This is a genomic window from Nocardia sp. NPDC050413, assembly GCF_040655475.1.
In the GTDB taxonomy this organism is placed as follows: Bacteria; Actinomycetota; Actinomycetes; order Mycobacteriales; family Mycobacteriaceae; genus Nocardia; species Nocardia coubleae.
On the sequence record NZ_JBFAJZ010000005.1, the window covers coordinates 1 to 25,922 of the forward strand.

The 25,922-nt window shown below is 68.4% G+C and carries 26 protein-coding genes and 1 pseudogene; 11 read left to right on the forward strand and 16 right to left on the reverse strand.

Translation table 11 applies throughout. The features are described 5' to 3' along the window. The 3 genes and pseudogenes from AB0I19_RS14520 to AB0I19_RS14530 all read right to left on the reverse strand — a co-directional run. A pseudogene (locus AB0I19_RS14520) lies at positions 1-244 on the reverse strand (two-component sensor histidine kinase); the annotation flags it as partial. Positions 245-266: 22 nt separating this feature from the next. Further along, positions 267-944 (reverse strand): MtrAB system response regulator MtrA, encoded by a 678-nt coding sequence (gene mtrA, locus AB0I19_RS14525; RefSeq protein WP_067491393.1) that lies wholly within the window; start codon positions 942-944, stop codon positions 267-269. A 77-nt stretch (positions 945-1,021) separates the two neighbouring features. Then, positions 1,022-1,669, reverse strand: a complete 648-nt coding sequence (locus tag AB0I19_RS14530; RefSeq protein ID WP_357148628.1) for a dTMP kinase — start codon at positions 1,667-1,669, stop codon at positions 1,022-1,024. A gap of 131 nt (positions 1,670-1,800) precedes the next feature. On the opposite strand from AB0I19_RS14530, the gene AB0I19_RS14535 reads away from it, so the two are divergent. Continuing rightward, entirely contained in the window at positions 1,801-2,001 is a 201-nt protein-coding gene (locus tag AB0I19_RS14535) for a hypothetical protein (RefSeq protein WP_357148631.1), read from the forward strand. A gap of 133 nt (positions 2,002-2,134) precedes the next feature. Here the strand turns inward: AB0I19_RS14535 and ahcY are convergent, their stop codons facing one another. From ahcY to cofD, 9 genes are all read right to left on the reverse strand, one after another. Next, positions 2,135-3,616 carry an adenosylhomocysteinase gene (gene ahcY, locus AB0I19_RS14540; protein ID WP_357148634.1) on the reverse strand — a complete coding sequence of 494 codons (1,482 nt, stop codon included), beginning with the start codon at positions 3,614-3,616 and terminating at the stop codon, positions 2,135-2,137. A gap of 56 nt (positions 3,617-3,672) precedes the next feature. After that, on the reverse strand, positions 3,673-4,830 hold the full coding sequence (locus tag AB0I19_RS14545; protein ID WP_357148636.1) for an alkane 1-monooxygenase: 1,158 nt from the start codon (positions 4,828-4,830) through the stop codon (positions 3,673-3,675). A gap of 153 nt (positions 4,831-4,983) precedes the next feature. Next, the gene (locus AB0I19_RS14550) at positions 4,984-5,532 is read right to left on the reverse strand and encodes a TetR family transcriptional regulator (protein WP_357149366.1); all 549 of its coding nucleotides are present in this window, start codon (positions 5,530-5,532) and stop codon (positions 4,984-4,986) included. 77 nt (positions 5,533-5,609) lie between these two features. Then, positions 5,610-5,792: a rubredoxin gene (locus AB0I19_RS14555; RefSeq protein ID WP_067491380.1), complete on the reverse strand. Its 183-nt coding sequence runs from the start codon at positions 5,790-5,792 to the stop codon at positions 5,610-5,612. Continuing rightward, complete coding sequence (locus tag AB0I19_RS14560) at positions 5,789-5,962, reverse strand: rubredoxin (protein ID WP_084456705.1); 174 nt, start codon at positions 5,960-5,962, stop codon at positions 5,789-5,791. Before AB0I19_RS14560 ends, AB0I19_RS14555 begins: the two co-directional genes overlap by 4 nt. Next, a complete protein-coding gene (locus AB0I19_RS14565; protein WP_357148639.1) occupies positions 5,959-7,191 on the reverse strand; it encodes an alkane 1-monooxygenase in 1,233 nt (410 codons plus the stop codon). The genes AB0I19_RS14560 and AB0I19_RS14565 overlap by 4 nt, the downstream gene beginning before the upstream one ends. A 189-nt stretch (positions 7,192-7,380) precedes the next feature. Continuing rightward, positions 7,381-7,902, reverse strand: coding sequence for an NUDIX domain-containing protein (locus AB0I19_RS14570; protein WP_357148642.1), 522 nt, complete (start codon positions 7,900-7,902; stop codon positions 7,381-7,383). Positions 7,903-8,074: 172 nt separating this feature from the next. Further along, positions 8,075-9,421, reverse strand: a complete 1,347-nt coding sequence (locus tag AB0I19_RS14575) for a coenzyme F420-0:L-glutamate ligase (protein ID WP_357148645.1) — start codon at positions 9,419-9,421, stop codon at positions 8,075-8,077. Then, the gene (gene cofD, locus AB0I19_RS14580) at positions 9,418-10,386 is read right to left on the reverse strand and encodes a 2-phospho-L-lactate transferase (RefSeq protein WP_357149369.1); all 969 of its coding nucleotides are present in this window, start codon (positions 10,384-10,386) and stop codon (positions 9,418-9,420) included. The genes AB0I19_RS14575 and cofD overlap by 4 nt, the downstream gene beginning before the upstream one ends. Before the next feature lie 515 nt (positions 10,387-10,901). Here cofD and AB0I19_RS14585 point away from each other — a divergent pair. The 8 genes from AB0I19_RS14585 to AB0I19_RS14620 all read left to right on the forward strand — a co-directional run bounded on the left by AB0I19_RS14585 (position 10,902) and on the right by AB0I19_RS14620 (position 18,440). Continuing rightward, complete coding sequence (locus AB0I19_RS14585; protein ID WP_133733920.1) at positions 10,902-11,135, forward strand: WhiB family transcriptional regulator; 234 nt, start codon at positions 10,902-10,904, stop codon at positions 11,133-11,135. A gap of 114 nt (positions 11,136-11,249) precedes the next feature. Then, positions 11,250-11,732: a metallopeptidase family protein gene (locus AB0I19_RS14590; RefSeq protein ID WP_201449895.1), complete on the forward strand. Its 483-nt coding sequence runs from the start codon at positions 11,250-11,252 to the stop codon at positions 11,730-11,732. 85 nt (positions 11,733-11,817) lie between these two features. Next, positions 11,818-12,192, forward strand: a complete 375-nt coding sequence (locus tag AB0I19_RS14595; protein ID WP_067491375.1) for a DUF3499 domain-containing protein — start codon at positions 11,818-11,820, stop codon at positions 12,190-12,192. Between the two features lie 362 nt (positions 12,193-12,554). Next, entirely contained in the window at positions 12,555-13,934 is a 1,380-nt protein-coding gene (locus tag AB0I19_RS14600; RefSeq protein ID WP_357148647.1) for a phosphomannomutase/phosphoglucomutase, read from the forward strand. 64 nt (positions 13,935-13,998) lie between these two features. After that, on the forward strand, positions 13,999-15,219 hold the full coding sequence (locus tag AB0I19_RS14605) for a tobH protein (protein WP_357148649.1): 1,221 nt from the start codon (positions 13,999-14,001) through the stop codon (positions 15,217-15,219). Then, the gene (gene manA / locus AB0I19_RS14610) at positions 15,219-16,439 is read left to right on the forward strand and encodes a mannose-6-phosphate isomerase, class I (RefSeq protein ID WP_067637476.1); all 1,221 of its coding nucleotides are present in this window, start codon (positions 15,219-15,221) and stop codon (positions 16,437-16,439) included. The genes AB0I19_RS14605 and manA overlap by 1 nt, the downstream gene beginning before the upstream one ends. Positions 16,440-16,521: 82 nt before the next feature. After that, the gene (locus AB0I19_RS14615) at positions 16,522-17,439 is read left to right on the forward strand and encodes a cation diffusion facilitator family transporter (protein WP_357148653.1); all 918 of its coding nucleotides are present in this window, start codon (positions 16,522-16,524) and stop codon (positions 17,437-17,439) included. 53 nt (positions 17,440-17,492) lie between these two features. Continuing rightward, the gene (locus AB0I19_RS14620) at positions 17,493-18,440 is read left to right on the forward strand and encodes a cation diffusion facilitator family transporter (protein ID WP_067637479.1); all 948 of its coding nucleotides are present in this window, start codon (positions 17,493-17,495) and stop codon (positions 18,438-18,440) included. On the opposite strand, the gene AB0I19_RS14625 is transcribed toward AB0I19_RS14620, so the two are convergent. After that, positions 18,431-19,900: an NAD(P)/FAD-dependent oxidoreductase gene (locus AB0I19_RS14625; RefSeq protein WP_357148656.1), complete on the reverse strand. Its 1,470-nt coding sequence runs from the start codon at positions 19,898-19,900 to the stop codon at positions 18,431-18,433. The genes AB0I19_RS14620 and AB0I19_RS14625 overlap by 10 nt on opposite strands. Positions 19,901-20,067: 167 nt before the next feature. Then, positions 20,068-21,423, reverse strand: coding sequence for a cation:dicarboxylase symporter family transporter (locus AB0I19_RS14630; protein WP_357148658.1), 1,356 nt, complete (start codon positions 21,421-21,423; stop codon positions 20,068-20,070). A 94-nt stretch (positions 21,424-21,517) separates the two neighbouring features. Here AB0I19_RS14630 and AB0I19_RS14635 point away from each other — a divergent pair, with 94 nt between their 5' ends. After that, positions 21,518-23,071, forward strand: coding sequence for a sensor histidine kinase (locus AB0I19_RS14635; RefSeq protein WP_357148661.1), 1,554 nt, complete (start codon positions 21,518-21,520; stop codon positions 23,069-23,071). Beyond that, positions 23,068-23,766 (forward strand): response regulator, encoded by a 699-nt coding sequence (locus AB0I19_RS14640; protein WP_067491360.1) that lies wholly within the window; start codon positions 23,068-23,070, stop codon positions 23,764-23,766. The genes AB0I19_RS14635 and AB0I19_RS14640 overlap by 4 nt, the downstream gene beginning before the upstream one ends. 1 nt (position 23,767) lies before the next feature. On the opposite strand, the gene AB0I19_RS14645 is transcribed toward AB0I19_RS14640, so the two are convergent. Beyond that, positions 23,768-25,093, reverse strand: a complete 1,326-nt coding sequence (locus AB0I19_RS14645) for a cytochrome P450 (protein ID WP_357148664.1) — start codon at positions 25,091-25,093, stop codon at positions 23,768-23,770. Between the two features lie 115 nt (positions 25,094-25,208). Next, positions 25,209-25,922 carry a TIGR03089 family protein gene (locus AB0I19_RS14650; RefSeq protein ID WP_357148667.1) on the reverse strand — a complete coding sequence of 238 codons (714 nt, stop codon included), beginning with the start codon at positions 25,920-25,922 and terminating at the stop codon, positions 25,209-25,211.

The window sequence follows — 25,922 nt, forward strand, 5'->3', positions numbered from 1 at the left end:
GGGCGCGATCCATCTCCTCGACCGCCGCGTTGATCTTGGCTTCGAGGAGTCGGTCGGTGATCTGACCGGTCAGCACGACCCCGAGGATCGTGATCACGATGAGGGAGAGAGTCAGCGTGGAAACGATGACCCGCAATTGCAGCGAGCGACGCCACAGGTGACCCAGCGCGGTGCCGATGGTCTGGAACCAGTCGAGCACCGGGGTCGCCCACCGCCGCAGCCGCGCGATGAGCCCGTCGGTCACCGCGGCGCCTCACAGCGACCGATCACGGCGGTCCGGCCTTGTATCCGACGCCACGCACAGTGAGCACGATCTCCGGGTTCTCCGGATCCTTCTCGACCTTGGCGCGCAGCCGCTGCACGTGCACGTTCACCAGGCGGGTGTCGGCGGCGTGCCGGTAGCCCCACACCTGTTCGAGCAGCACCTCGCGGGTGAACACCTGACGCGGTTTGCGCGCGAGCGCCACCAGCAGGTCGAACTCCAGTGGGGTGAGCGAGATCTGTGTGCCACCGCGGGTCACCTTGTGCGCGGGCACGTCGATGACGATGTCGGCGATCGAGAGCAGCTCGGCCGGTTCGTCCTCGGTGCGGCGCAGGCGCGCACGCACGCGGGCGACGAGTTCCTTGGGCTTGAACGGCTTGACGATGTAATCGTCGGCACCGGACTCGAGACCGAGGACCACATCGACGGTGTCGGTCTTGGCGGTGAGCATCACGATCGGAACGCCGGAATCGGCCCGCAGCACGCGGCATACATCGATGCCGTTCATGCCGGGCAGCATCAGGTCCAGCAAAACCAGGTCGGGGCGGATCTCCCGCACCGCCGACAGGGCCTGCGTGCCGTCGCCGACCACGTGCGGGTCGAACCCTTCCCCGCGCAAGACGATGGTCAGCATCTCAGCGAGTGCCATATCGTCGTCGACGACCAGAATCTTGGGCTTCATAATCCTATGTTGTCATCTTCCAGGCCAGGATCGGGCCGCCACGCCATTAATGGTGTGAACCCGTCGCTTATCCAACCTTATCCGGCAAGAATTTCCGTGCACACAGTGAGCAGGGCGGGCCGGTCGTGTTCGGATCGGTATGTCCACCACCGGCCGAACCAATCGCGGTCGGCCAGTTCACGATAGACCTCGCCGGTGCGCTGCTGTAGACCGCTGTCCTTCTCGTAGGCGTCGAGGGCGCGTGTGGTGTCGAGTTCGCCACGGCGACGGGCACGTTCGGCGGCCACCTCGGTGCCGACATCGATGAGCACGGTGAGGTCGGGCACCGGGAGCCCGAGCCTGCCGTACTCCAGATCGCCCACCCAGGCGACGATTTCGCCGTCGGCGTCCTGGACGGCGCGGGCCGCGGAATAGGCCGCGTTGGAGGCGACCCAGCGATCGAGGATCACGATGTCGTTGGCGTCCAACAGGTTCGAAAGCTCCGCGCTCGCGTCGGCGCGATCCAGGGCGAACATGATCGCCATGGCGTTGATCGAGCCCGCGAGGTCGCCGTGCGCCCCGCGCAATGCCTCGGCCGCGAGGTCGGCGTGTATCGATCGGCCGTATCGCGGAAAGGCGAGACTGCCCGCGCGCAGCCCTTTCGCGGAAAGTTCGTCGACGAGCCCGTCGATGAGCGTGCGTTTACCTGCTCCGTCGAGCCCTTCCACCGCGATCAACACACCCATGCCGTGAGATTACCGCGCCTGAACTCACCCCCTCGAACGCGAGCGGTTCCGGCGATTCCACACCGACGGACCGGGACGCCCCTCGAACTGAGGTCTGGTTCCGCGATGCCATCCGACGGCAGGATTCGACCGTGAAGACGATTTTGCGTACCACCGCTGCCACGTTCGCGATCACCGCGGCCCTGACCTGCGGCACCGCCGCCGCCCAGACTCCTGCCGCCACACCGGTGGCCGACGCCGGTTCGTCGACGGCATTCAACTCCGTGATGTGCGCACTGTTGGGGATCAGCAGCGAGCACAACATCTTCTGCACCGGCGTCATCATCGGCTGATGCGCCGGCAGCATGAACCGGCCGGGGCTTGGGTGCACCGCGACCGGTTCGGATTGCGCCGCGAGCTCGGCGTGACCGAAACCTGAACCGGCCCGGCGATCGCGCAGATCACCGGGCCGGTTCGGGTCGGTGCTCAGTAGCGGTAGTGGTCCGGCTTGTACGGGCCTTCCACGTCCACGCCGATGTACTCGGCCTGGTCCTTGGTGAGCTTGGTCAGGGTGCCACCGAGGGCCTCGACGTGGATCTTGGCGACCTTCTCGTCGAGGTGCTTGGGCAGGCGGTAGACCTCGTTGTCGTACTCCTCCGGCTTGGTCCACAGCTCGATCTGGGCGATGACCTGGTTGGAGAAGCTGTTCGACATGACGAACGACGGGTGGCCGGTGGCGTTGCCCAGGTTGAGCAGGCGGCCTTCGGACAGCACGATGATCGACTTACCCGATTCGAAGGTCCACTCGTCGACCTGCGGCTTGATGTTGATCCGGGTCGCGCCCGAACGCTCGAGGGCGGCCATATCGATCTCGTTGTCGAAGTGGCCGATGTTGCCGAGGATCGAGTGATCCTTCATCGCCTTCATGTGGTCGAGGGTGATGATGTCCTTGTTGCCGGTGGAGGTGATGACGATGTCGGCGTCGCCGATCGCCTGCTCCACGGTGACCACGTCGTAGCCGTCCATCAGCGCCTGCAGGGCGTTGATCGGGTCGATCTCGGTGACCTGCACGCGCGCGCCCTGACCGGCCAGCGACTCCGCACAGCCCTTGCCGACGTCGCCGTAACCGCAGATCAGCACCTTCTTGCCACCGATGAGCACATCGGTGCCGCGGTTGATGCCGTCGATGAGCGAGTGGCGGGTGCCGTACTTGTTGTCGAACTTGGACTTGGTGACCGAGTCGTTGACGTTGATCGCCGGGAACACCAGCTCACCCGCGGCCGCGAACTGGTACAGGCGCAGCACGCCGGTGGTGGTCTCCTCGGTGACACCCTTGACCGAGTCGGCGATGGTGCCCCACTTGGTCTTGTCGCGCTCGAGGCTCTCGCGCAGCAGGTTCAGGAACACCGTGTACTCGGCGGAGTGCTCCTCGTCGGCGGGCGGGACGACCCCGGCCTTCTCGAACTGCGCGCCGCGCAGCACGAGCATGGTGGCGTCACCACCGTCGTCGAGGATCATGTTGGCGGGCTCGCCCGGCCAGGTGAGCATCTGCTCGGCGGCCCACCAGTACTCCTCGAGGGTCTCGCCCTTCCACGCGAACACCGGCACACCCTTGGGCTCCTCGACGGTGCCGTGCGGCCCGACGACGACCGCGGCGGCGGCGTGGTCCTGGGTGGAGAAGATGTTGCACGACGCCCAGCGAACCTGCGCGCCGAGGTCGACAAGCGTTTCGATCAGGACAGCGGTCTGCACCGTCATGTGCAGGGAACCGGAGATACGGGCGCCCTTCAGCGGCTGCACGTCGTGGTATTCACGGCGCAGCGCCATCAGGCCCGGCATCTCGTGCTCGGCCAGGCGGATCTCTTTGCGGCCGAATTCGGCCTGCGACAGATCTGCCACCTTGTAATCGATGCCGTTGCGGACGTCGGCGGTGAGCTCGGTGCGCGGGGAGAGTTCTGAGGTCGTCACGCAGGCAAGGCTACCGTCTGCGGCCGCCCCTGTTCCCGCCTCCGCCCAGGTCGGAGTCAGGCGGGGGCGCGGTATCTGGCCAGCAACCGTCGCTGTTTGACCGGCGCCACGTTCGCCAGGCTGAGATCGCCGCCGTAATGGGCGGCCACCCGGGGGTCCATCACCGCACGCCACAGGGGTGGCACGGCCGCGAGCAGGATCATGGTCGCGTATCCGGCGGGCAGCTGCGGTGACTCGCTGGTGCTGCGCAGGGTCTGGTAGCGGCGGCCGGGGTTGGCGTGGTGGTCGCTGTGACGCTGCAGATGGAACAGGAAGATGTTGGTGACCAGGCGATCGGAGTTCCAGCTGTCACGCGGGGAGCAGCGTTCATAGCGCCCGTTGGGCTTGCGCGCGCGCAGCAGTCCGTAGTGCTCGACGTAGTTGACGGTCTCGAGCAGCATCACCCCGATCACCGCCTGCAGCGCCAGCCATGGCACGATCGCGAGCCCGAAGACCAGCACCAGCGAACCGAACAGCAGCACCGACATCGACCACGCCTGCAGGATCTGATTGCCGGTGTTCCACCAGCCCAGGCCCTTCCTGGCCAGGCGACCACGCTCCAGCTGAACGGCGGAGCGGAAGCCACCGATCACGCTGCGCGGCAAGAACTCCCACAGCGACTCACCCATGCGGGCACTCGCCGGATCCTCGGGTGTCGCGACCCGCGCGTGATGGCCGCGGTTGTGTTCGACGAAGAAGTGACCGTACCCCGACTGGGCGAGCGCGATCTTCGACAGCAATCTTTCAGCACGCTCCACGCGGTGGCCCAATTCGTGGGCGGCGTTGATGCCGATGCCGCTGACGAAGCCGACCGTGGCGGCCAGGCCGAGTTTGTCGACGACATCGAGGTCGTTGCCCGCCCACATCGCGCAGGCCAGCAGCAGACCGATGAGCTGGATGGGCAGGAACAGATAGGTGCACCAGCGGTAGTAGCGGTCACGCGAGAGCGCCTCGTAGTCCTCGTCGCGCGGGTTGTTGCCGTCCTCGCCGACGATCCAGTCCAGGACGGGAATCGCGATCAGCACGATGACGGGACCGATCCACCAGAACGCTTCGGCGCCGGTGCGGTACACGAGCTGGGAGGGCAGCAGCGCGCACGCCGGCGCGATCAGCCCGAGAGCCCAGAGATACCGTTTGGGATCACGAAAACCCCCCGGTTTGCCAACCGTTTGCACACCCGCTCCGCTACAAAAAGACCAACTGCCGACGGATGTGAATACTGACAGACCAGGGGCACGTTACACAGCGGCCGCTCCTCAAACGTGGTGATGGTTACATCACCGCGAATAAGAGCTGATCACCCCTTATAGTGATCCGTCCCACTCCGTCTAGGGGCGAATACCGCGTGCCTGGACAATCGCCTCCACGTAGGGACTCAGCAACGCGGCCATCTCGGCGGGTGCGTCGCGTTCGGGGACCGGCGGATTGGGGATGTAGCTCAGCGCGATGCGAACCAGCGCGTGCGCGAGGACATCGGCCTCGGTATCGGTGGCGTTCACCCAGCTGTGCTGGAAGACGTCGGCCAGGCGTGCGGTGGCGTGTTCGAGCAGGGGGCCCGCGTCGAGGGTGATGAGCCGCAGCAGATCAGGCTTCATCTCCCCGGCGAGCAGCGACCGGACCAGCGGGTCGACCGCGGCGGCGAAGAAGAAGCCGGTCATCCCGTCGCGGATGGCCTCGCGCGCGTCGCCGACGTGCCGGTGGATCGCGTCGCGCACCTGGTCGACGAGGGAGTCGGCCAGGCGAAGCGCGTAGGACTGGGAAAGGCCCGCGCGCGACCCGAACTCGTTGTAGAGCGTCTGCCTGCTCACCCCGGCCCTGGCGGCCACGTCACCGAGGGTGATCTTGGACCAGTCCCGTTCGGTGAGCAGCTCGCGCATGGAGTCCAGGACCGAGGTGCGCAGTAGTTCGCGCGCGGCCTCCTGGTACGGCGGACGCGCACCCTGGCGCGTCGCGCTCACGAACGTTCGATCTCGACCATGAAGAAATCGGATTTGCGGGCACCGCAGTCCGGGCAGGTCCAGTCGTCGGGGATGTCGTCCCAGCGGGTGCCGGGGGCGATGCCGTCGTCGGGCCAGCCCTGTGCTTCGTCGTATTCGAATCCGCACTGGGCGCACTGGTAGAGCTTGTACTCGGTCATCGCGCTACTCCTACCGCCTCGAAATCGATCTTCTCCCGCACTCCGCAGTCCGGACAGCACCAGTCGTCCGGCACCGCCGACCAGGGGGTACCTGCCGGAAAACCTTCGCGCGGAGCGCCTTCGGCTTCGTCGTAGACATAATCACAGACGGGGCATTTGTACGCACTCACGGCGCCTCCGTTCCGTACTTCGCCAGCACCTGCTCGCGGCGCTTGGGTTCGATATTGGCCTTGGTGACATCACCGCCGTAGTGCGCGAGCAGTCGCTTGTCCATCACCTTGCGCCAGATCGGCGGGAAGTAGCTCAGTAGGATCATGCTGGCGTAACCGCTCGGCAGGTTCGGTGCGCCGTCCCAGCTGCGCAGCGTCTGGTAGCGACGGGTCGGGTAGGCGTGATGGTCGCTGTGGCGCTGCAGGTGGTAGAGGAAGATGTTGGTGACCAGGTGGTCGCTGTTCCAGCTGTGCTCGGGGGCCGGTCGCTCGTAGCGCCCGCTCGGTGTCTTCTGCCGGACCAGGCCGTAGTGCTCGAGGTAGTTCACCGACTCGAGCAGGCTGAATCCGATCACCGCCTGCAGGATCAGGTACGGCAGCACCTCGATACCGAAGACCAGGATCAGCCCGAGCCACAGCACCACCGACATGGCCCAGGCGTTCAGCACGTCGTTGCGCAGCGTCCACGGACCCTTGTCCAGGCGGGCGAGCCGTTCCTTCTCGAGGTGCCAGGCCGAGCGCAGGCTCTCCCAGACGGTGCGCGGCCAGAAGGCCCAGAAGGTCTCGCCGAGACGCGAACTGGCCGGGTCCTCCGGGGTGGCGACCCGCACGTGGTGACCACGGTTGTGCTCGATGTAGAAGTGCCCGTAGAACGACTGGGCCAGCGCGATACGCGAGAGCCAGCGCTCCAATTCGACCTTCTTGTGGCCCAATTCGTGTGCGGTGTTGATCCCGATGCCGCCGATCATGCCGACGCTGATCGCGATGCCGATCTTGTCGACCACATTGGCGCCACCGGGGAAGCCGAGCCAGTGCAGGTTGTCGGCGGTGATGATGTAGCAGGCGAAGATCAGCGAGGCGTACTGGAACGGCAGGTACAGGTAGGTCAGGTAGCGGTAGTACTTGTCGTTCTCCAGCTGTTCCATGACCTCGTCGGGCGGGTTGTCGCCGTCGGGGCCGAACAACAGGTCGGCCAGCGGGATCACGATGTAGATCAGGATCGGGCCGAGCCAGAACGGCACTTCGGCCAGACGATGCCAGCCGAGCTGGTTGATTCCCCAGATCATCGGAATCGCGATCGTGAACAGCCCGGTGGGGGCGAACAAGCCCCACAGCCAGAGATATCGCTTGGAATCGCGCCACTGTGGTGGCGCTGCCGTCCGTTCGGACGGGTTGGCGTCGGTGGACATCGTTGTCTCCATCCTGAGGCACATCTCACACCTGTGATGTGCGTAACTCTCTGTCACAGACGATAGGCCTCAGCTTGGGTCGGTGTCTAGACAAATTCGCGAATTTGTAAAGCGGATAACGGGGAGATAACGGAAAAGGCGGCCGCACCCGTTCGGATGCGGCCGCCACGATCGCCGGTCAGCGAGGGGTCAGGCTTTCAGCGCCACGTCGGCGCCAGGTGGTAGCCCGTCGACCGGCCACCACCGCAGATCGGTGGATTCGGAGCTGCGCACCGGGACCGCACCGGGCGGGGCGATGACCTCGAACAACAGGTCCAGATGACGCGTCGGCACACCGAGCGAACAGGTGATCGGATGCGCCTGCGCGCCGTACAGCCCGGGCACCGGCGACAGGTCGGGGATACCGGATTCCTCGACGGCCTCGCGCAGCGCGGCGTCGGCGACGGTGTCGTCACCGGGCTCGCAGTGGCCGCCCAGCTGGATCCAGCGACCCACGCGCGGGTGCAGGGTGAGCAGCACCTCGCGGCGGTCGTGCGACAACACGATCGCCGAAGCGGTGATGTGGCCGGGCGCGTGTTCGCGCAGACAACCGCGCGGTGCGGACCCGAGAAACGCCAGCATCGCTTCGCGCAGTGCGGAATCCGCGTCGGTGGGTGGTTTCCAGGAGGTGAGCAGTTCGGTCGCGGAGGCGTGCAGCGATTCGGCGCTCATGACGTCGTCTCCGCACCGGGACGCACCGGGCGCCGCGCCGTCACCGGCCTGCTCACGGCCGGGCGGCCGATAGCGCGCCGACCGTAGCCGCGTGCCGCCCCCGAACGGCTCACAGTTCGACCCGATACGGGCCGGCGTCGCTGACCGTGGCCGCACGCCGTCGCTGTGCGGTTCACAGTTCGACCAGACCGGGGCCGGGATCGCCGACCGTGCGCGGCTCGGGCGTCTCCAGCGGATGCCCGATAGCGATGGCGCCCAACGGATTCCAGTCGTCCGCGAGTCCGAGGACCTCGCGGGTCACCTCCGGCGCGAAGATCGTCGAGCCGACCCAGCAGCTGCCGAGACCGTCGGCGGCCAGCGCCACGAGCAGACCCTGCACGGCGGCACCGACGGCGACGGTGAACATCGTCTGCTCGGCCGCCTGGCGACGCGCGTCCGGGTAGTCGTGCGCACCGTCGGGCACGCAGAACGGGATCACCACCTCCGGCGCGTCGACCAGGATCCGCCCGCGCGCGACGCGACGTTCGATCCGCTCCGCGTCGAGCCCGTCGGCCGCGAGATCGGCACGCCACTTGTCGGCCATGGCGGCGAGCAGCCGGGCACGCACATCGCGATCGCGCAGCCAGACGAAGCGCACCGGCCGGGTGTGGTGCGGAGCCGGGGCGGTGAGACCGGCGGCGACGGCGGCCCTGAGCCGTTCCGGGTCGACCGGCTCGTCGCTGAACGCGCGCACCGAACGACGAAGCGGCACAGCCTGTTTGCGGCCGAGTTCGATCGCCTCGGCGGTGCCGAGCCAGAACAGGTCGTCCACGCCGCCGCGCAGCAGCGCCGCCGCGGTGGAGCCGTCGTCGACGGTCGGCAGGCCGCGGACCACCGCGATCGGCACCGCGCCGAGCTTGCCCTTCACCAGGTCGGCGGCGGCGGCCAGTTCGTCGGCGACGGCCACCTGGGTGACCTGCAGTTCGTTGCCCTGCCCGTCGACCGCGCCCGCGTAGTCGTGCAGCACGCGCAGGCCGGCCGAGCCGATGGCCGCGTCGATCTGGCCGTTGCGCCAGGCGCGGCCCATCGTGTCGGTGACGACCACGGCCACGTCGACGCCGAGTCGCTGGGCGACGGCGGCGCGCAGCGCTTTGGCGCTGGCGTCGGGATCCACCGGGAGCAGCACCAATTCGCCCTCGGCCACATTGGAGCCGTCGACACCGGAGGCGGCCTGCACGATGCCGAGCCGGTTCTCGGTGATGAGGGTGCGGCCTTTGCGCGCGAGCACCCGCACCGCCTCGGCGTCGACCAGCTCGCGGCGGGCGGTGTCGCGTTCCTCGGGGTCGGTCGGGGCGGCGACGATGCGGCCCTCGGCCTTGGAGACGATCTTGCTCGTCACCACGAGGATGTCGCCGTCGGCCAGCCAGGGTGCCTGTGCCACAAGGTGTTCGGCGATGTCGTCGCCGGGCCGGAACTCCGGCAGTCCGGTGACCGGCAGGATCCGCAGTTCACCCGCCGCGTGGTCGGTCGGCGTGCTCACGCCTTCACCCCCGCGAGTTCGAGTGCGGCACGGGCCATTTCGGCCGTCGCCTCGGGATCGGACATGAGCAGCGGCACGCTACGCACCTCCACACCGGGCACCTCGGCGGTGTCGGTGGAGTGGACGAGCCAGCCGTCGAGGATGCCGGTGGCCGAGCGGGCACCGTAATGCCTGCCGACCCCTTCGGCCGTCGATTCCACCCCGATCACCTTCAGGCACTCATCGGCCATGCCGCGCAACGGCTTTCCGTCGATCACGGGCGACAGGCCGACGACCTTGGCTTCGGTGGTGCGCAACGCGCCACGGATACCGGGCACGGCGAGGATCGATCCGATGCTCACGACGGGGTTCGAGGGGGCGAGCAACACGGCGTCAGCCGACGCTATGATATCGGTCACATTTGGTGCGGGAGAGGCTTGTTCGGCGCCGATCGAGGCAAATCCGTGTGTCGGAAGCGCCGCGCGGTACCGCACCCACCATTCCTGGAAGTGGATCGCGCGACGTTCGCCAGCATTGTCGGGATCGCTGACCACCACGTGTGTTTCGCAGCGGTCGTCGGTTGCCGGAATGAGTTTCACGCCCGGCTGCCACCGATTGCACAGCGCTTCGGTGACCGCGGACAGCGGAAATCCGGCGCGCAACATCTCGGTGCGAATGAGGTGAGTGGCGATATCGCGATCGCCGAGCCCGAACCAATCGGGCTTGGCGTTGTATTTCGCCAGTTCCTCCTTGGCGTGCCAGGTCTCGTTCGCGTGGCCCCAGCCACGTTCGGGATCGATGCCACCACCGAGGGTGTACATGCAGGTGTCGAGGTCGGGACAGATGCGGAGGCCGTGCATCCAGACGTCGTCACCGACGTTGACGATGGCCGAGATATCAGCGTCGGGCAGCAGTTGCCTGACGCCGAGGAGGAACCGTGCACCCCCGACACCACCGACGAGAACGGCGATCTTGGGCTCGCGCACCGCGTGTTGTGCAGTCACAGGGACACAGCCTAAGTGGTGCCGGTTGCCGGGTTGTTTCCCCGCGCTGAAGAACAAAGTTGCTGGTCATTTGCCACGGCACATAACAAGATCAACACGAAAGGCGGGTCCGGAGTGTAACGGAAGGGTGACGGCGGGTTGACCACCGGCAAGTGCGGCGTGTCTAATCACAGACATGTCATTCCGGTCACCGCGAGAAGACATAGCGCGGGGGCGTTTGCGAGAGGGTGCCGGCGCGCCGGAAGGCAGGCTCGGGGAAGCCCGCGAGACTACGTCGCGGTGTTGGGCCGTCGGGGTTCTAGTTGGTCCGACGGAAATCATTCTGCGCTAACACATAGTGAGGAGGCGGAACGATGACCGAAAACCTGGTCTCGCCGACCGATTCCACAGCAGGCGCAGCTCACGCTGTCTGCGCTGAAACGAGCTGGCCGGAACCGGACGCGGCAAGCGAAGTCGCGGCCCCCCGGCTGAGTCTGGTCGTCACGGGCTTCGACGAAATGTTCGAGTCGATCGAAGAGCAGTGGCAGGAACGTGCCCTCTGCGCTCAGACCGACCCCGAGGCGTTCTTCCCGGAGAAGGGCGGCTCGACCCGTGAGGCCAAGCGCATCTGCTTGGGCTGTGAAGTGCGTGACCAGTGCCTGGAATACGCGCTGGCGCATGACGAACGTTTCGGCATCTGGGGCGGTCTCTCGGAACGAGAGCGTCGCAGGCTGAAGCGCGGAATCGGATAAGTGACTGTTCGAAAGTAGACTCTCCAGGCCTGGCCCGGAGCCACGCAGGCGCAGTACGTCGGTGTCTCCGGGCGAACGCCCGTTTACCGGTCAGGCGAGAGAGGCGAAGTACCCATGGCACGTTCCCGGCGACATCTTCCGGCGCCGACCGCTCGTTCGGTGACCCGCCGCGGTCGCGGTGTCCGTGGCCCCATGCTCCCCCCGACGGTGCCCGCCTGGCGCACGCGCGGGCAGAAATTCGACCGGCTGGTGCTCGAGGCCTTCGCACCGCTGGACACCCGCTGGCACGACCGGCTCACCAAACTCGACATCGCCGTCGACGATGTGCCGAAAATCCGTCCGCTGCATCCTGATTCGGTCACCTGGCCGGACGAGGTCGTCGCCGACGGGCCGGTCCCGCTTTCCCGGCTCATCCCCGCCGGCGTCGACCGTCACGGCGCCGCCACCCGCGCGCGCGTGGTGCTCTTCCGTAAGCCGCTGGAGCTGCGCGCCGCCGATCCCGACGATCTCGTCGAGCTGTTGCGCGAGGTGCTGGTGCAGCAGATCGCGACCTACTTGGGTGTCGATCCCGACCTGATCGACCCCGAACCGGAGTAGCGGCGCGCGAGAACGACGCCCTCGTCACCGCGTGTCCGTATCCACTTTTGTGGGCGGGAGGGTTAATCTCGACGTCGTGATCCCTATGCGTCGTTGCTGCCGACCCGGCTGCAAGAACCCGGCTGTAGCGACGCTGACGTATGTGTACTCCGACTCGACCGCCGTCGTCGGACCCCTGGCCACCGTCGCCGAACCGCATTCCTGGGATCTGTGCGAAACCCACGCCTGCCGCATCACCGCCCCCAAGGGCTGGGAACTGGTACGCCACGAGGGCGGCTTCTCCTCCAGCACCCCCGACGACGACGATCTGACCGCCCTGGCCGAAGCCGTTCGCGAAGCAGGCCTACGCCGCCGCCCGGCCGAACCCGACCAGCCCGGCTACCGCGACACCGCCACCCCGGCCCCCCGCCAGACCCGCACCGGCCGCCGCGGCCACCTACGAGTCCTCCCCGACCCGTAAGCTCCCCCGCCGCTGTCCCGCCTCCCCGCGACTTCAGGCCGGACTCGTGCGCGGAGAGACCTGCGTTGGCGGCCAGACTCCCGTGCCGGGTCGCCGGAGCCCGTGCCCGGGGAGTTACCCATGTGCTTGCGAGATCCGGCGTTGCGACTCCGCGCCACGTGCCGCTCGGTTTGCCCGCCAACGCCTCCTTCCCCCACACCTGAGTCCGACCAAAAGTCCCGCGGGCAGCAGGTGAGCACATGGGTAACTCACCGGGCACGGGCAAACCCGGCAGCCCACCCAAGTCTGGCCGCCAACGACACCTCCCCGCGCCCGAGTCTGGCCAAAAGACCCGGGGAGGCGGGTGAGCTAGGCTTTGCGGCATGACGACCCTCGCGCGCTCTGGCGAACTCGTGAACGCCGTGATCAAGGCTTATGACGTCCGCGGGGTGGTGGGCGAGCAGATCGACGCCGGGTTCGTGCGCGATGTCGGTGCCTCTTTCGCCCGGTTGATGCGTGCCGAAGGCGCCGAGCGCGTGGTCATCGGCCATGACATGCGGGAGTCCTCCCCCGAGCTGGCCGAGGCGTTCGCCCAGGGCGTGCAGGGTCAGGGCCTCGATGTGGTGCACATCGGGCTCGCGTCCACCGATCAGTTGTACTTCGCTTCCGGCAGGCTCGGCTGTCCGGGCGCCATGTTCACCGCCAGCCACAACCCCGCCAAGTACAACGGCATCAAGCTGTGCCGGGCCAACGCGCTGCCGGTGGGTCAGGACAGCGGTCTCGCCACCATCGCGGCCGAGGTCGTGTCGGGTGTGCCCGCCTACGACGGCGCGCCGGGTTCCGCCTCGACCGTCGATCTGCTCGCCGACTACGCGAGCTTCCTGCGCGAGCTGGTGGATCTCGACGAGGTCCGTCCGCTCACCATCGCGGTCGACGCGGGCAACGGCATGGGCGGGCACACTGTCCCCGCCGTACTCGGAACGCTCGGGCCCGTCACCATCGTGCCGCTGTACTTCGAGCTCGACGGCTCTTTCCCCAACCACGAGGCCAATCCCCTCGACCCGAAGAACCTGGTCGACCTGCAGGCGCTGGTGCGCTCGAGCGGCGCCGACATCGGCCTGGCCTTCGATGGTGACGCCGACCGCTGCTTCGTCGTCGACGAGCGGGGCGAGCCGGTGTCGCCGTCGGCGATCACGGCTTTGGTCGCGCAGCGCGAGCTGGCCAAGGAGCCGGGGGCGACCGTCATCCACAACCTCATCACCTCCCGCGCGGTGCCCGAGCTGGTCGAGGAACTCGGTGGCAAGCCGGTGCGCACGCGGGTGGGTCATTCGTTCATCAAGCAGGAGATGGCCGCCACCGGCGCGGTGTTCGGTGGCGAACACTCCGCGCACTACTACTTCCGCGACTTCTGGGGTGCCGACTCGGGCATGCTCGCCGCGCTGCACGTGCTCGCCGCACTCGGTGAGGGCGACCGGCCGGTGTCGGAACTGATGGCCGCCTACGACGTGTACGCGGCCTCGGGCGAGATCAACTCGACCGTCGCCGACGCCGCCGACCGCACCGCCGCCGTGCTCGCGGCCTTCGCCGACCGCACCGTGTCGGTGGACCGCCTCGACGGCGTCACCGTCGACCTGGGCGACCACGCCTGGTTCAACCTGCGCGCCTCCAACACCGAACCCCTGCTCCGACTCAACGTCGAGGCCGGATCGCAGGCCGAAGTAAACGCACTCGTGACCGAGATCCTGAGCATCGTCCGCGCCTGACTGGGAACATGGAAACCAGACGGCCGTGGAGCACACAGCGCGATGAGGGGAGGTGGACTCGGCGATGATCGCTGGAACACCGGTTTTCGACCTCGATGATGCCGCGTCGCTCGAGGCGGCCGACACCGGCGGCTTCTTACGGTCGGCGGCCTCGGGTGGGGCCCAGGTACGGGCCACCGCCGCCGCGGTCGCCGAGACCTCACTGATCGAACGGCTGTCGGAATTGCGGCCGCGCAGCCTGGTGCTCGTCACCGGATCGGGCCGCGCCGCCCGGGCGGCCGGACTACTGGTCGCCACCCTGGGTGACCGTGCCGGACTGCCGATCGTGCCCGTCACCGCGCTGCCGCCGTGGGTCGGGCCGCTGGACGTGGTGCTCGTCGCCGGCGACGACGCGGGCGACCCGCGCCTGATCGACGCCGTCGACCGGGCCGTGCGGCGCAGCGCCGAAGTGGTGATCGCCGCCCCCAACGAGGGCCCGCTGCGGGCGGTCGCCGCCGGTCGGGCGATCGTGCTCGAACCCCGCGTGCCCGTGCTCGACCACAACCGGCTGCTGCGTTTCCTCGCCGTCGGCATCGCGGTGCTGCGCGGTGTCGACGCCCAGCGCAGTGTCCCCGCCACCCCCGATCTGACCGCGCTCGCCGATGTGCTCGACGCCGAGGCCCTGCGCGACGGACCGCACAACGAGGTGTTCCACAACCCGGCCAAAACGCTCGCGACCCGGATGCACGGCGTCGGCGTCGTCCTGGCAGGCGACTCTCCCGCCGCGGTGGAACTGGCCGGGCACGGCACCGAGGTGCTGTTGCAGTCGGCGGGCAAGCTGGCCTCGGCGGCCGATCTGGCCGACACGGTCGCCGCCGTCGGCAGGCTCGCCCACGCGGCCGGTGGCGCCGCGCCCGGTTTCGATCCGCTGTTCCACGACGAGGAACTCGACGGTCCGGCCCCGGTCGACCGGGTGCGTGTGCTCGCACTCAGCGTGCACCCCGATCAGGCGGCCGCGCGCCGCAAGCTGGCCGTGTTCGAGGGCGCGGGCGGCGGGCTCGTCGACGCCGATCTCGTGCACGCCGATGTCGACGTCCTCCAGTCCCAGCTCGCCGAACCCGGCTCGGAACCTTCGGCCGAGAGCGCGACCGCCACGTCCGCCGCAGGGGGCGGGCACGGCAGTGAGCTCGTGCAACTGGCGGTGCTCGCACTGCGACTCGACATGGCCGCGGCCTACCTTCGCCTCGGCTCGCACGGTGCGGCCGCGAGCGACCAGGACCGATATCACGACGGGGGACGCTACTAGTGCAGGAACTCGTTGGTGCGCTGCGTTCTTACGCATGGGGATCGCGCACCGCGCTCGCTCGGTTGTGTGGCAGGCCGGTGCCCTCGGCGCATCCGGAAGCCGAACTGTGGTTCGGCGCGCACCCCGCCGACCCCGCGCACGTGAAGTCCAACGGCAGTTCGCGTTCGCTGCTCGAGGTATTGGCCGCCGATCCGGTGCGCGAATTGGGCCCGGTGGCCGAGGGTTTCGGGCCTCGGCTGCCGTTCCTGCTGAAGATCCTCGCGGCGGAGGAACCGCTGTCGCTGCAGGCGCATCCCAGCTCGGCGCAGGCGCTTGCCGGTTTCCAGCGGGAGAACCGTGTCGGTGTGCCGCTCGACTCGCCGCTGCGCAACTACCGCGACGACAGTCACAAACCCGAACTGGTCGTCGCGCTGGAGCGTTTCGAGGCGCTGGCCGGTTTCCGCGACCCGCAGCGCACCGTCGACCTGCTGCGCGCCCTGAACGTACCCGGTCTCAGCGTGTACGCCGAACTGCTTGCCGCCCAACCCGATTCGGCGGGCCTGCGCACGCTGTTCACCACCTGGATCACCCTGCCGCCCGCCGCCCTTGCCACCCTGCTGCCCACGGTGCTCGAGGGCTGCGTGCGGTACCTGTCGGGCACCGGACCACGCGAGTTCACCGCCGAGGTTCGCACCGCGCTGGAACTGGCCGAGGTGTACCCCGGTGACGCGGGGGTGCTCGCCGCGCTGCTGCTCAACCGGCTCACCCTCGAACCGGGCCAGGGGCTGTTCCTCGCGGCCGGAAATCTGCACGCCTACCTGCGCGGTGTCGGCGTGGAGATCATGGCCAACTCCGACAATGTGCTGCGCGGCGGGCTCACCCCCAAACATGTCGACGTGCCCGAGTTGCTGCGCGTGCTCGATTTCGAGCCGATCGACCTGCCGGTGATCGAACCCGAACCCGGCCCCGACGGCAGCGTCCGCTACCAGACCCCGGCTCCGGAATTCGCGCTGTGCCGGTTCGATCTGGCGCCCGACGCCGAACCCGTCGCCCTCGCCGACGCCGGACCCGGCATCGTGCTGTGCACGCACGGAACGATCGAATTGCGTCACGACGGGCGCGAACTCACCTTGGCGCCGGGCAGCGCGGCCTGGATCTCGGCGGCCGACACCGACATCCGCGCGCGAGCACTCGGCGGTGCCGCGCAGCTGTTCAGCGCCTGCGTGGGCGACGGGAACTAGCGTCGGGGCGAACTTTTCGCGCCACTCCCCTTAGGCTGTTGCGAGCAAAGCGTGTTCGGCGAAGCGGGAGGACGGGGACAAGATGTCGGCTGGTGGCGGCAAGAAGGCGATCATCGCCGCATTGACGGCCAATGCGGGGATCGCGGTGGCCAAGTTCATCGGCGCGGCGATCACCGGATCGGCGTCGATGCTGGCCGAGGCGGTGCACTCGGTGGCCGACACCTCCAATCAGGGTCTGCTGTTGTTCGGTCAGCGTGCCGCGGCGAAGGACGCCGACGAACTGCACCAGTTCGGCTACGGGCGCAACCGGTACTTCTATTCGTTCGTCGTGGCGCTGGTGCTGTTCACCCTCGGCTCGGTGTACGCGATCTACGAGGGCATCCACAAGATCCAGCATCCCGAGGAGCTGAGTCAGCCGATCGTCGCGATCGTCATCCTCGGTGTCGCGATCGGCCTCGAGACGTACAGTTTCATGACCGCGGTGCGCGAGTCGCGCCCGCTCAAGGGTGACGCCAGCTGGTGGCGGTTCATCCGCACCTCCCGCAGCCCGGAGCTGCCCGTGGTGCTGCTCGAGGACACCGGCGCCCTGATCGGTCTGATCCTGGCCTTCGGCGCGGTCGGACTCACCATGATCACCGACGATCCGGTCTACGACGGCATCGGCACCCTGTGCATCGGCGTGCTGCTCGGCATCATCGCGGTGGTGCTCATCATCGAGATGAAGAGCCTGCTCATCGGCGAGGGCGCCACCCCCGAACAGGATCGCGCCATTCGCGACAACCTGATCGACGGCGAGAAGATCACCTCCGTCATCCACCTCAAGTCCGAGTACATCGGCCCGGAGGAAATGCTCGTCGCCGCGAAGGTGGCCATCGCGCCCGGCCTCGGGATCTCCGATGTCGCCGACGCCATCGATGCCGCCGAGACACGCGTGCGCACCGCGGTCCCGTTCGCCCGCCTGATCTACCTCGAGCCCGACCTGTACCGACAGGCGAAGTAGACACGGCCCAGGGTCGGGGGCATGCGTCGGCGCGGACGGTAGCGTGCCCCGGTATGGCCGCTGAAGGTGGAGACAGCAAGATCGCGATCCTGGCCGCGCTCGGCGCGAACGCCGGAATCATGGTCGCGAAGTTCATCGGTGCGTTCATCACGGGCTCGTCGTCCATGCTGGCCGAGGCCGTGCACTCGGTCGCCGACACCGGCAACGAAGCGCTGCTGCTCGTCGGCCGCAACCGGGCCGAGCAGGCGCCGGACGTGCTGCACCCCTTCGGTTACACGCGCAACCGGTACTTCTATTCGTTCGTGGTGGCGCTGGTGCTGTTCACGATGGGCTGCCTGTTCGCGCTGAACGAGGCGGTGCACAAGATCCGGTTCCCGCACGAGCTCGAGTCGCCCGGGGTCGCGATCGTGATCCTGCTGGTGTCGATGCTGCTCGAGGGCTTCAGTTTCCGCACCGCGCGCCGGGAATCGGAGCCGTTGAAAGGCAAGCACTCCTGGTGGCATTTCATCCGCAACAGCCGCAATCCCGAGCTGCCGGTGGTGCTGCTGGAAGACCTGGGCGCGCTGGTCGGGTTGATGTTCGCGCTGGCCGGTGTCGGCCTGACGGTGCTCACCGGCAACGGGGTGTGGGACGGTATCGGCACGCTGCTCATCGGCCTGCTGCTCGGCTTCAACGCCATCGTGCTGATCGTGGAGACCAAGAGCCTGATCATCGGTGAGGGCGCCACCGCCGCCGAGGATCGGGCCATCCGCGACGCGCTGCTCGCCGACCCGCGCATCGTGCGGGTGCTGCGCCTGCAGACGCAGTACCTCGGTCCGGAGGACCTACTGGTGAACGCCAAGATCGCCATGCAGCCCGAACTCGACATCAGCCGCGTCGGTGCCGCGATCGACGCCGCCGACGCCCGCATCCGCGAGGCGGCGCCGAGTGTGCGCACGGTCTATCTCGAGCCCGACGTCTTCCGTCCCGAGAAGGCCGGTGCCACCGGCAGTCACCGATAGGCGGGTTCCTTGCCGCGCAACAGGTCGAGTGGATCGGTGACGATGCCGAACCGGGTGCGCAACATGTGGTGTGTCGCGTGTAGTCCGGACATGCCGTGCACACCGGGGCCGGGGGACGTCGACGACGAGCACAGGTAGGTGCCGGGAATCGGGGTGGCATACGGGTTCCAGCGGGCCAGGGGCCGGAACACGGTCTGGCGCAGGGTCATCGCGCCCGCGGAGATATCGCCGCCGATGTAGTTGGCATTGTGGGCGGGCATGAACGCGGCGGGGCGCACGTGCTCGGCGAGGATGAGGTCGCGGAAGCCGGGGGCGAAGCGTTCCACCTGGGCGATCACGTCCTCGCTGATATCGCGATCGGATCCGTTGGGGACGTGGGCGTAGGTGTAGAAGGTGTGCTTGCCCTCGGGGGCGCGGGTGCTGTCGACGACGCCGGGCTGAATGGCGAGCACATACGGGCGGTCGGCGAATTTTCCTGCGGCGATCTGCTTTTCGGCCTGCATCGCCTCGGCCCGGGTGCCGATCAGGTGCAGGGTGCCTGCCAGGTCGGCGCCGGGTGCGGTCCACGGCACCGGACCCGACAGGGCGAAGTCGACCTTGCACGCGGCCCCGCCGTAGCGGAAACGGCCGAGGCTGTTGCGGTAGCGCTCGGGCAGGCGGTCACCGGCGATGCGCAGCAGTTCGGCGGGTGAGGTGTCGAACAGGACGGCGCGGGCGGTGGCGAGTTCGGCGAAATCGTCGACGCGATGACCGGTGACCACCTCGCCGCCGAGGCGTTCCAGCTCCGCGATCAGCGCGTCGGGGATGGCCTGGCTGCCGCCGCGCGGGATCACCCAGCCACCCGCGTGGGCGAGGGTGCCGAGCAGCAGTCCGGCGCCGACGGCGGGAATGGCGCGCGGCTGGGTGATGGCGTGGGTGGCCACCCCGGTGAGCATGGCGGGGGCCACGTCCTCGTGAAAACGGCTGTTCCACAGCGGCGATGCCTGTTCGAGCACCCGCAGCCCGAATCGCACACCCGTCGGGACGTTCAGCGGCGGGTGCCGCAGGTCCGACATCGCCAGCTCGACCACTGCGGGCCAGTGTTCGACCAGCGGGGCGAACAGCGAACGCCAAGCCGGACCGTCGCGGCCGAGGTCGGCGACCGTGGATTCGAGGTTGCGCCAGGCCAGTCCGGCGACACCGCCGTCGAGCGGATGCGCGTAGGAGACGGTCGGGGCGAGTAGTTCCACACCGTGCGCGGCAAGGTCGAACGCACGGAAGAACGGTGAGGCCAAGGCCATGGGGTGCGCGCCCGCGCACACGTCGTGGTGGAAGCCCGGCAGGGTCAGCTCGGCGGTGCGTGAACCACCACCCGGCTGATCCTGTGCCTCGAGCACCCGCACCGACAGCCCGGCACGCGCGGCGATCACCGCCGCGGCGAGCCCGTTCGGCCCCGAACCGACCACTACGACTTCGGCCATCGCCGTCCCTTCGCCGACCGACTTTCTCTCCAACCTACGCGGCGAATCCGCGCCGGCGGGCGAGTGCCGCGTCACGTCCTCGGGGCGGCGCGCACCGCGATTCGTGTGCGCGACCGAGTGCCCGACCGCGGACCGGCTCCGCGTCGCGGCGGGGCCGGTCCGCTGTCCTACTGCACCGCGACAGGGGCAGGGTCGGTGGTGGGCTTGGGTTCGGGGGCGCCGTGTTCGTCGTCGACCATGGTCTCCTCGTCGAAGGGGAGTTCGCGGTCGAGGACGCGGCGGGTGCGGTCGGCGTCGACGGTCTTGGTCCAGGTGCCGATGAGCAGGGTGGCGACGGCGTTGCCCGAGAAGTTGGTGAGTGCACGGGCTTCGGACATGAACCGGTCGATGCCGACGATCAGGCCGACACCGTCGAGGAGTTCGGGGCGGTGGCTCTGCAGACCGCCCGCCAGCGTTGCCAGGCCCGCGCCGGTGACGCCCGCCGCGCCCTTGGACGCGACGATCATGAACAGCAGCAGGCCGATCTGCTCGCCGATACTCAGCGGCTGACCGAGGGCGTCGGCGATGAAGATCGAGGCCATCGTCAGGTAGATGGCCGTGCCGTCGAGGTTGAACGAGTACCCGGTCGGCACGACGACACCGACCGTGGTCTTCTCCACACCGGCGTGCTCCATTTTGGCGATCAGCCGTGGCAGCGCCGACTCCGACGACGAGGTCGCCACGATCAGCAGGTACTCCCGGGCCAGGTACCGGCACAACTTCAGGATCGACACACCCGACACGATCCGCAGCACCGCACCGAGCACACCGAAGACGAACACCAGGCAGGTCAGGTAGAACGCGATCATCAACGTCGCCAGCTCCACGACCGCCGACCAGCCCGTGCGCCCGACGACATTGGCGATCGCACCGAAGGCACCGATCGGCGCCAGCCACAGGATCATCGACAGGATCCGGAACACGAGCTGCTGCCCGAGCGACACCGCCCGCAGGATCGGCTCGCCCGCCGCTCCCATCGCCTGCACCGCGAATCCGACGAGCAGTGCGACGAACAGCGCCTGCAGCACGCTGCCCGCCGTCAGCGAGGACACCAGCGTGGTCGGCACGATGTTCTGGATGAAGTCCCAGGTACCACCCGCACCGTGGGCCTGCTCGGCATACTTCGCGCCCGCACCGGGCTTTGCCTCGCCGAGTCCGGAGCCGGGTTCGATCAGGTTGCCGACCACCAGCCCGATACCGAGCGCGGCCGTCGACATGGCGAGGAAGTAGACGATGGCCAGGCCACCGACCTTGCCGACGGTGGCCGCCGCCCGCACCGAACCGATGCCGAGCACGATGGTGCAGAAGATGACCGGCGCGATCATCATCTTGATCAGATTCACGAACAGGGTGCCCAGCGGCGCCAGTGACTGACCGAACTCCGGTGCCAGCCTGCCGACGAGAATGCCCGCGAGCACCGCGATAATCACCGCGATGTACAGCCAGTGGGTATGGTCTCGTTTTCGCGCGCTGGTTGTGCTCATGGCAGCGAGCATGCACCGATGGTGTGATCGCCGTCACGTTTGGTACATAACGTGCTTTAGGTACATAACGTTCAGTTCGAGGTCGGAGGGCAGGATGCGACGAGGACGACTGTCGCTTGCCGGACAGGCCTTCGTGTGGCAGCTGGTGGTGCTGGCGCTGATGATCGGCACGGGTACGGTGCTCGCCGTGCTCGACGCCAGACGCGACCACGATGTGGCCACCGAACTTCAGGTCAGGGATGTCGCCGTCTCGGTGGCCAGGGCGCCGTCGACGCTGGCGGCGGTGAGTTCGCCGTATCCGAGCGGGCTGCTGCAGCCGACCACCGAGCGGATCAGGGCCGATACCGGGATGGACTTCATCGTGGTGATGGCGCCGGACCGCACCCGCTACACCCACACGAATCCGGAGATGATCGGCAAGCCGTTCTCCGGCAGCATCGACCGGGCGCTGGCTGGGCAGACGTTCACCGAGACGTTCACCGGCACGCTCGGCCCGTCGATACGGGCGGTGACGCCGGTCTACGACCGCGGCCGGGTGGTCGCGCTGGTGTCCGCCGGGGTGACCAGGGCCAGGATCGGCACCCAGGTGGCCTCGCAACTGCCGCTGATCCTCGGGGTGAGCGCGGCCGGGCTCGCGCTGGCCGCGTTCTCCTCGTTCCTGCTCAGCAGGCGGCTGCGCAGGCAGACCCACGGCCTGGCGCCCGACGAACTGCGCGCGCTCTACGAGCACCACGACGCGGTGCTGCATTCGGTCCACGAGGGTCTCGTGGTGTTCGGCACCGGTCAGGGGCCCGCAGAGGTGGTCAACGATCAGGCGCGCACGCTGCTCGATCTGCCGCAGGGCCCGGTGTATCGCGACGACCTGCCCGTCTCGTTGCGCCAGGAGCGCCAGGGCGTGGTGCGCGACGAAACGCATGTGACCACCGACCGCGTGCTGCTGGTGAACCAGGACGTGGTGACCTGGGAGGGCGAGCAGATCGGCACCGTCCTCACCATCCGCGACCAGACCGAACTGCGCGCGGTGCTCGGCGAGCTCGACACGGTGCGCAATTTCGCCGAGTCGCTGCGCGCCCAGGCGCACGAGGCGGCCAACAAACTGCACACCGTGGTCACCATGGTCGAACTCGGCAGGCCAGAGGAGGCGGTGGCGTTCGCCACCGACGAGCTCGCGCTGTCGCAGGTGCTGATCGACCGGCTGCTGGCGGCCGTCGGTGACGCGGCACTGGCGGCGCTGCTGCTCGGCAAGGTGGACCAGGCCGCCGAGCGCGGGGTGAGTCTCGCCATCAGCGAGGACACCGCGCTCGATTCCACCGACCCGCTCTCGGCGCAGGAAACCGTGACGCTGGTCGGCAACCTGGTCGACAACGCCATCGATGCGGCCGCGGGCACCATCGACAAGCGGGTCGAGGTGTCGGTGAGTCACCGCGACGGGCACCTGTGCGTGCGAGTCTCCGACAGCGGCCCCGGCATGTCGGCGCAGATGTTCGAGCGCGCCGCCGAACGCGGCTACACGACCAAATCCGATCATGCCGGCCTCGGCCTGGCACTCGTGCACCGTCTCGTCGATCGACACGGCGGTGCCATCACCACAACGGCCGCACCACACAGCGCGGTCACCGTCCGAATTCCGTTGAGGGAGAACCCATGATCCGCGTCCTGATCGTCGAGGACGAACCGTTGATCGCCCAGGCACACCGGGCCTATCTCGAACGGCTCGACGGGTTCGTCACCGGCGGCGTCGCCCATACCGGTCATGACGCGCTCAATCTCGCCGCGTCGGCGATCGCCGACGGCAATCCGTTCCACCTGGTGCTGATGGATATCGGGCTGCCCGACATCAACGGCCTCGAAGTGGCCGCCGCACTCAACGGACTCTCCCCGCGTCCCGATGTCATCGCGATCACCTCGGCGCGCGAGCTGACCATGGTGCGCAGCGCCGTCGCCCACGGGGTGGTGCTGTATCTGCTCAAGCCGTTCACCTTCGCCGCCTTTCGCGAAAAGCTGGAACGCTACCGGGATTTCGACACCGCCCTGCCCGCGGGCGAAGCGGCGCTGTCGCAGTACGACATCGACCGCGCCCTCGGTGCGCTGCGCACCGCCGACCAGCGCGCGGGCGCCCCGAAGGGCGTTGTGCAGCACACCCTCGAGGAGGTGTCGCGGGCGGTGCGCGCGGCCGAGGCGGGCATCACCGCCACCGATGCCGCCGCGGCCGTCGGCGTTTCCCGGATCACCGCGTGGCGGTATCTCGAGAAACTCGCCGACGACGGCCTCGCGGAACGCCGGGCCGACTACGGCCGGGCCGGACGCCCGAAAACCCGCTACCGCTGGCGGGTTTCGACCTAGCTCACCCTTGGGTGATCGCTCCGGCCAGGTCGTCGGGCGCTCCGGCGCGCGCGACCGGGCCGAGGTCGACCGGCATGTGCTCGAACCCGTGCAGGGTGAACAGATTGCGGCGCACCGGTTCTCCGCGTAAGCGCAGATCCGGGTAGCGGGCGTAGAGCGCGCGCAGGGCGTGTACCGCTTCCATCCTGGCCAGGCTCGCGCCGAGGCAGGCGTGGATGCCGCTGCTGAAGGCCACGTGCTCCTTGGCATTCGGGCGGTCGATGTCGAAGCGGTCCGGCTCGGCGAAGACCGAGGGGTCGCGGTTGGCACCGGCCAGCGACAGGATGACGGTGGCGCCCGCCTTCACCGTCTTCCCGTCGACCTCGACGTCCTCGAGCGCCACCCGGGCGGTGGTCTGTACGGGTGGGTCGAACCGCAGTGTCTCCTCCACCACGTCGGGCCAGCGGTCGGGGTCGTTCTGGGCGATGGCGAGCTGGTCGGGGTTGGCCGACAGCGCGGCCACCGCGTTCCCGATGAGGTTGACCGTGGTCTCGAAGCCCGCGCCCATCAGCAGTCCCGCGCCTGCCTGCAGTTCGCGCATCGTGAGGTCACCCGAGGTGACCAGGCTGGACAGGATGTCGTCGCCCGGTTCGTCGCGCAGCTTCTCGATGTGCTCGGCCAGATAGTCGGCCAGAGTGTCGGTGGCGGCCATCGCCTCCCGGTAGGAGCGCCAGGAGGTGCCGATGTCGAGCAGCGGGGTGACGCGGTCGCCCCAGCGCAGGAACCGCTCGCGGTCGGCGGCGGGGAACCCGAGCATCTCGGCGATGATCGCGATCGGCACCTGGGCCGCGAAATCGGTGACGAGGTCGATCGAGCCGTGCGCGGGCATCGCGTCGAGCAGTTCGGTGGTGACGGTTTCGACGCGGTCGCGCAGCCTGCCGATGGCGCGCGGGGTGAACGCCGAGGCAACCGGCTTGCGCATCCTGGTGTGTTCCGGCGGATTGAGCACGAGCATCGACGGCGGCTCTACCGGGCTCGGCGGCGGGACCACCCGTTCGGCCAGCTTGCGCAACGGCGGCGGCACCTCGGGGCCCAGCGCCGGGAACACGCCGAATCGGTTGTCGCGCAAGATGCTTCGCACCTGTGCGTGCTCGAAGCACGCGTATGCCAACGGCGTACGTCGCAGACCGGGTCCGCGCAGTTCCTCGATGAGCGGGTAGGGATCGTGCAGCCCCCGCTCCCCGGCGAGCAGGGTGGCGAAGGTGTCGCCACGTCGCGCACGCCAGCGCAGGAAGGCACGGGGAATTCCGTGCTGTGCCGACCAGCGGATCCAGTACCCGACGTTCATAGCCGCCCCTTTGCGCCGTACTGCCGAAGATGTCTTCCACAGTACGGACGGGGTGTGACAGAAACCACGTTCCTCGGGCGGAGGCCGACCTATACCCAGGTAGGAGACGAGCGGCTCAGCGCCGCACGGTCACCCGTTCGGTCTCGGCGCGGTGCTCGGTGGCGGTCGCGTCGGGATTGACCACCTGCACCAGCGACGCACCGGCGCCGAGAACGGCGAGGTACCCGTCGATCAGCTCGTCCGCGGTGTCCCACGGCGCGCTCGACAGCACCCGGTCACCGGCGGAAATGCCCTGCAGCGCCGCCGATTTCTTCGCCGCGTCGAGCACCTCGCCCACCGACATACCGTCGAGGGCGGCCCGGAAACCACCGGGCAGGAACTGGTCGCCGTGCACGCGCACCGCGGTGGCGAAATCGGTGACGCCGACCGGCAGGTCGCGCACGGGTGTGCCCATGGCGTCCAGCGACAGCACCGCGACCTCGTCGACGCCGTCGGCATCGTCGAGCCGGTCGGGCGTCACCAGGGCGAGGTCGGCGTCCGGGTCGGGGCTGAGCACCACTTCGGTTCCGGCCCACCAGCAGCCGAGCAGCACCGCGGCCGTCTGCCAGTGCGCGGGCAGCAGCACCGCGACCCGCGCGCCGGGGGTGAGCGCGAACTCGTCGCGGATCAGATTGGCGGTCTTGGCCGCCCAGTTGGCCAGCGTCAGCCCGGACAGTTCGATGCGGGCGCCGGTGGCGTCGTCGTACCAGGTGACGCGCGGTCCGGCGGGATCGCGTTCGAGGATCGGGTCGAGCAGGGCGTCGGTCAGTGTCGAATGGGGCTCACGCAT

Bases quoted from the DNA above. Each gene is read 5' to 3' on its own strand.
- AB0I19_RS14645 (WP_357148664.1), bottom strand. From the start codon at position 25,093: ATGAACGTCGGGTACTGGATCCGCTGGTCGGCACAGCACGGAATTCCC.
- AB0I19_RS14550 (WP_357149366.1), bottom strand. From the start codon at position 5,532: ATGCGCGAGCTGCTCACCGAACGGGACTGGTCCAAGATCACCCTCGGT.
- AB0I19_RS14590 (WP_201449895.1), top strand. From the start codon at position 11,250: ATGGCACGTTCCCGGCGACATCTTCCGGCGCCGACCGCTCGTTCGGTG.
- AB0I19_RS14585 (WP_133733920.1), top strand. From the start codon at position 10,902: ATGTTCGAGTCGATCGAAGAGCAGTGGCAGGAACGTGCCCTCTGCGCT.
- AB0I19_RS14640 (WP_067491360.1), top strand. From the start codon at position 23,068: ATGATCCGCGTCCTGATCGTCGAGGACGAACCGTTGATCGCCCAGGCA.
- AB0I19_RS14595 (WP_067491375.1), top strand. From the start codon at position 11,818: ATGCGTCGTTGCTGCCGACCCGGCTGCAAGAACCCGGCTGTAGCGACG.
- AB0I19_RS14600 (WP_357148647.1), top strand. From the start codon at position 12,555: ATGACGACCCTCGCGCGCTCTGGCGAACTCGTGAACGCCGTGATCAAG.
- mtrA (WP_067491393.1), bottom strand. From the start codon at position 944: ATGAAGCCCAAGATTCTGGTCGTCGACGACGATATGGCACTCGCTGAG.
- AB0I19_RS14650 (WP_357148667.1), bottom strand. From the start codon at position 25,922: ATGCGTGAGCCCCATTCGACACTGACCGACGCCCTGCTCGACCCGATC.
- AB0I19_RS14570 (WP_357148642.1), bottom strand. From the start codon at position 7,902: ATGAGCGCCGAATCGCTGCACGCCTCCGCGACCGAACTGCTCACCTCC.
- AB0I19_RS14625 (WP_357148656.1), bottom strand. From the start codon at position 19,900: ATGGCCGAAGTCGTAGTGGTCGGTTCGGGGCCGAACGGGCTCGCCGCG.
- AB0I19_RS14555 (WP_067491380.1), bottom strand. From the start codon at position 5,792: ATGACCGAGTACAAGCTCTACCAGTGCGCCCAGTGCGGATTCGAATAC.
- AB0I19_RS14530 (WP_357148628.1), bottom strand. From the start codon at position 1,669: ATGGGTGTGTTGATCGCGGTGGAAGGGCTCGACGGAGCAGGTAAACGC.
- AB0I19_RS14630 (WP_357148658.1), bottom strand. From the start codon at position 21,423: ATGAGCACAACCAGCGCGCGAAAACGAGACCATACCCACTGGCTGTAC.
- AB0I19_RS14635 (WP_357148661.1), top strand. From the start codon at position 21,518: ATGCGACGAGGACGACTGTCGCTTGCCGGACAGGCCTTCGTGTGGCAG.
- AB0I19_RS14615 (WP_357148653.1), top strand. From the start codon at position 16,522: ATGTCGGCTGGTGGCGGCAAGAAGGCGATCATCGCCGCATTGACGGCC.
- AB0I19_RS14620 (WP_067637479.1), top strand. From the start codon at position 17,493: ATGGCCGCTGAAGGTGGAGACAGCAAGATCGCGATCCTGGCCGCGCTC.
- AB0I19_RS14565 (WP_357148639.1), bottom strand. From the start codon at position 7,191: ATGTCCACCGACGCCAACCCGTCCGAACGGACGGCAGCGCCACCACAG.
- AB0I19_RS14605 (WP_357148649.1), top strand. From the start codon at position 13,999: ATGATCGCTGGAACACCGGTTTTCGACCTCGATGATGCCGCGTCGCTC.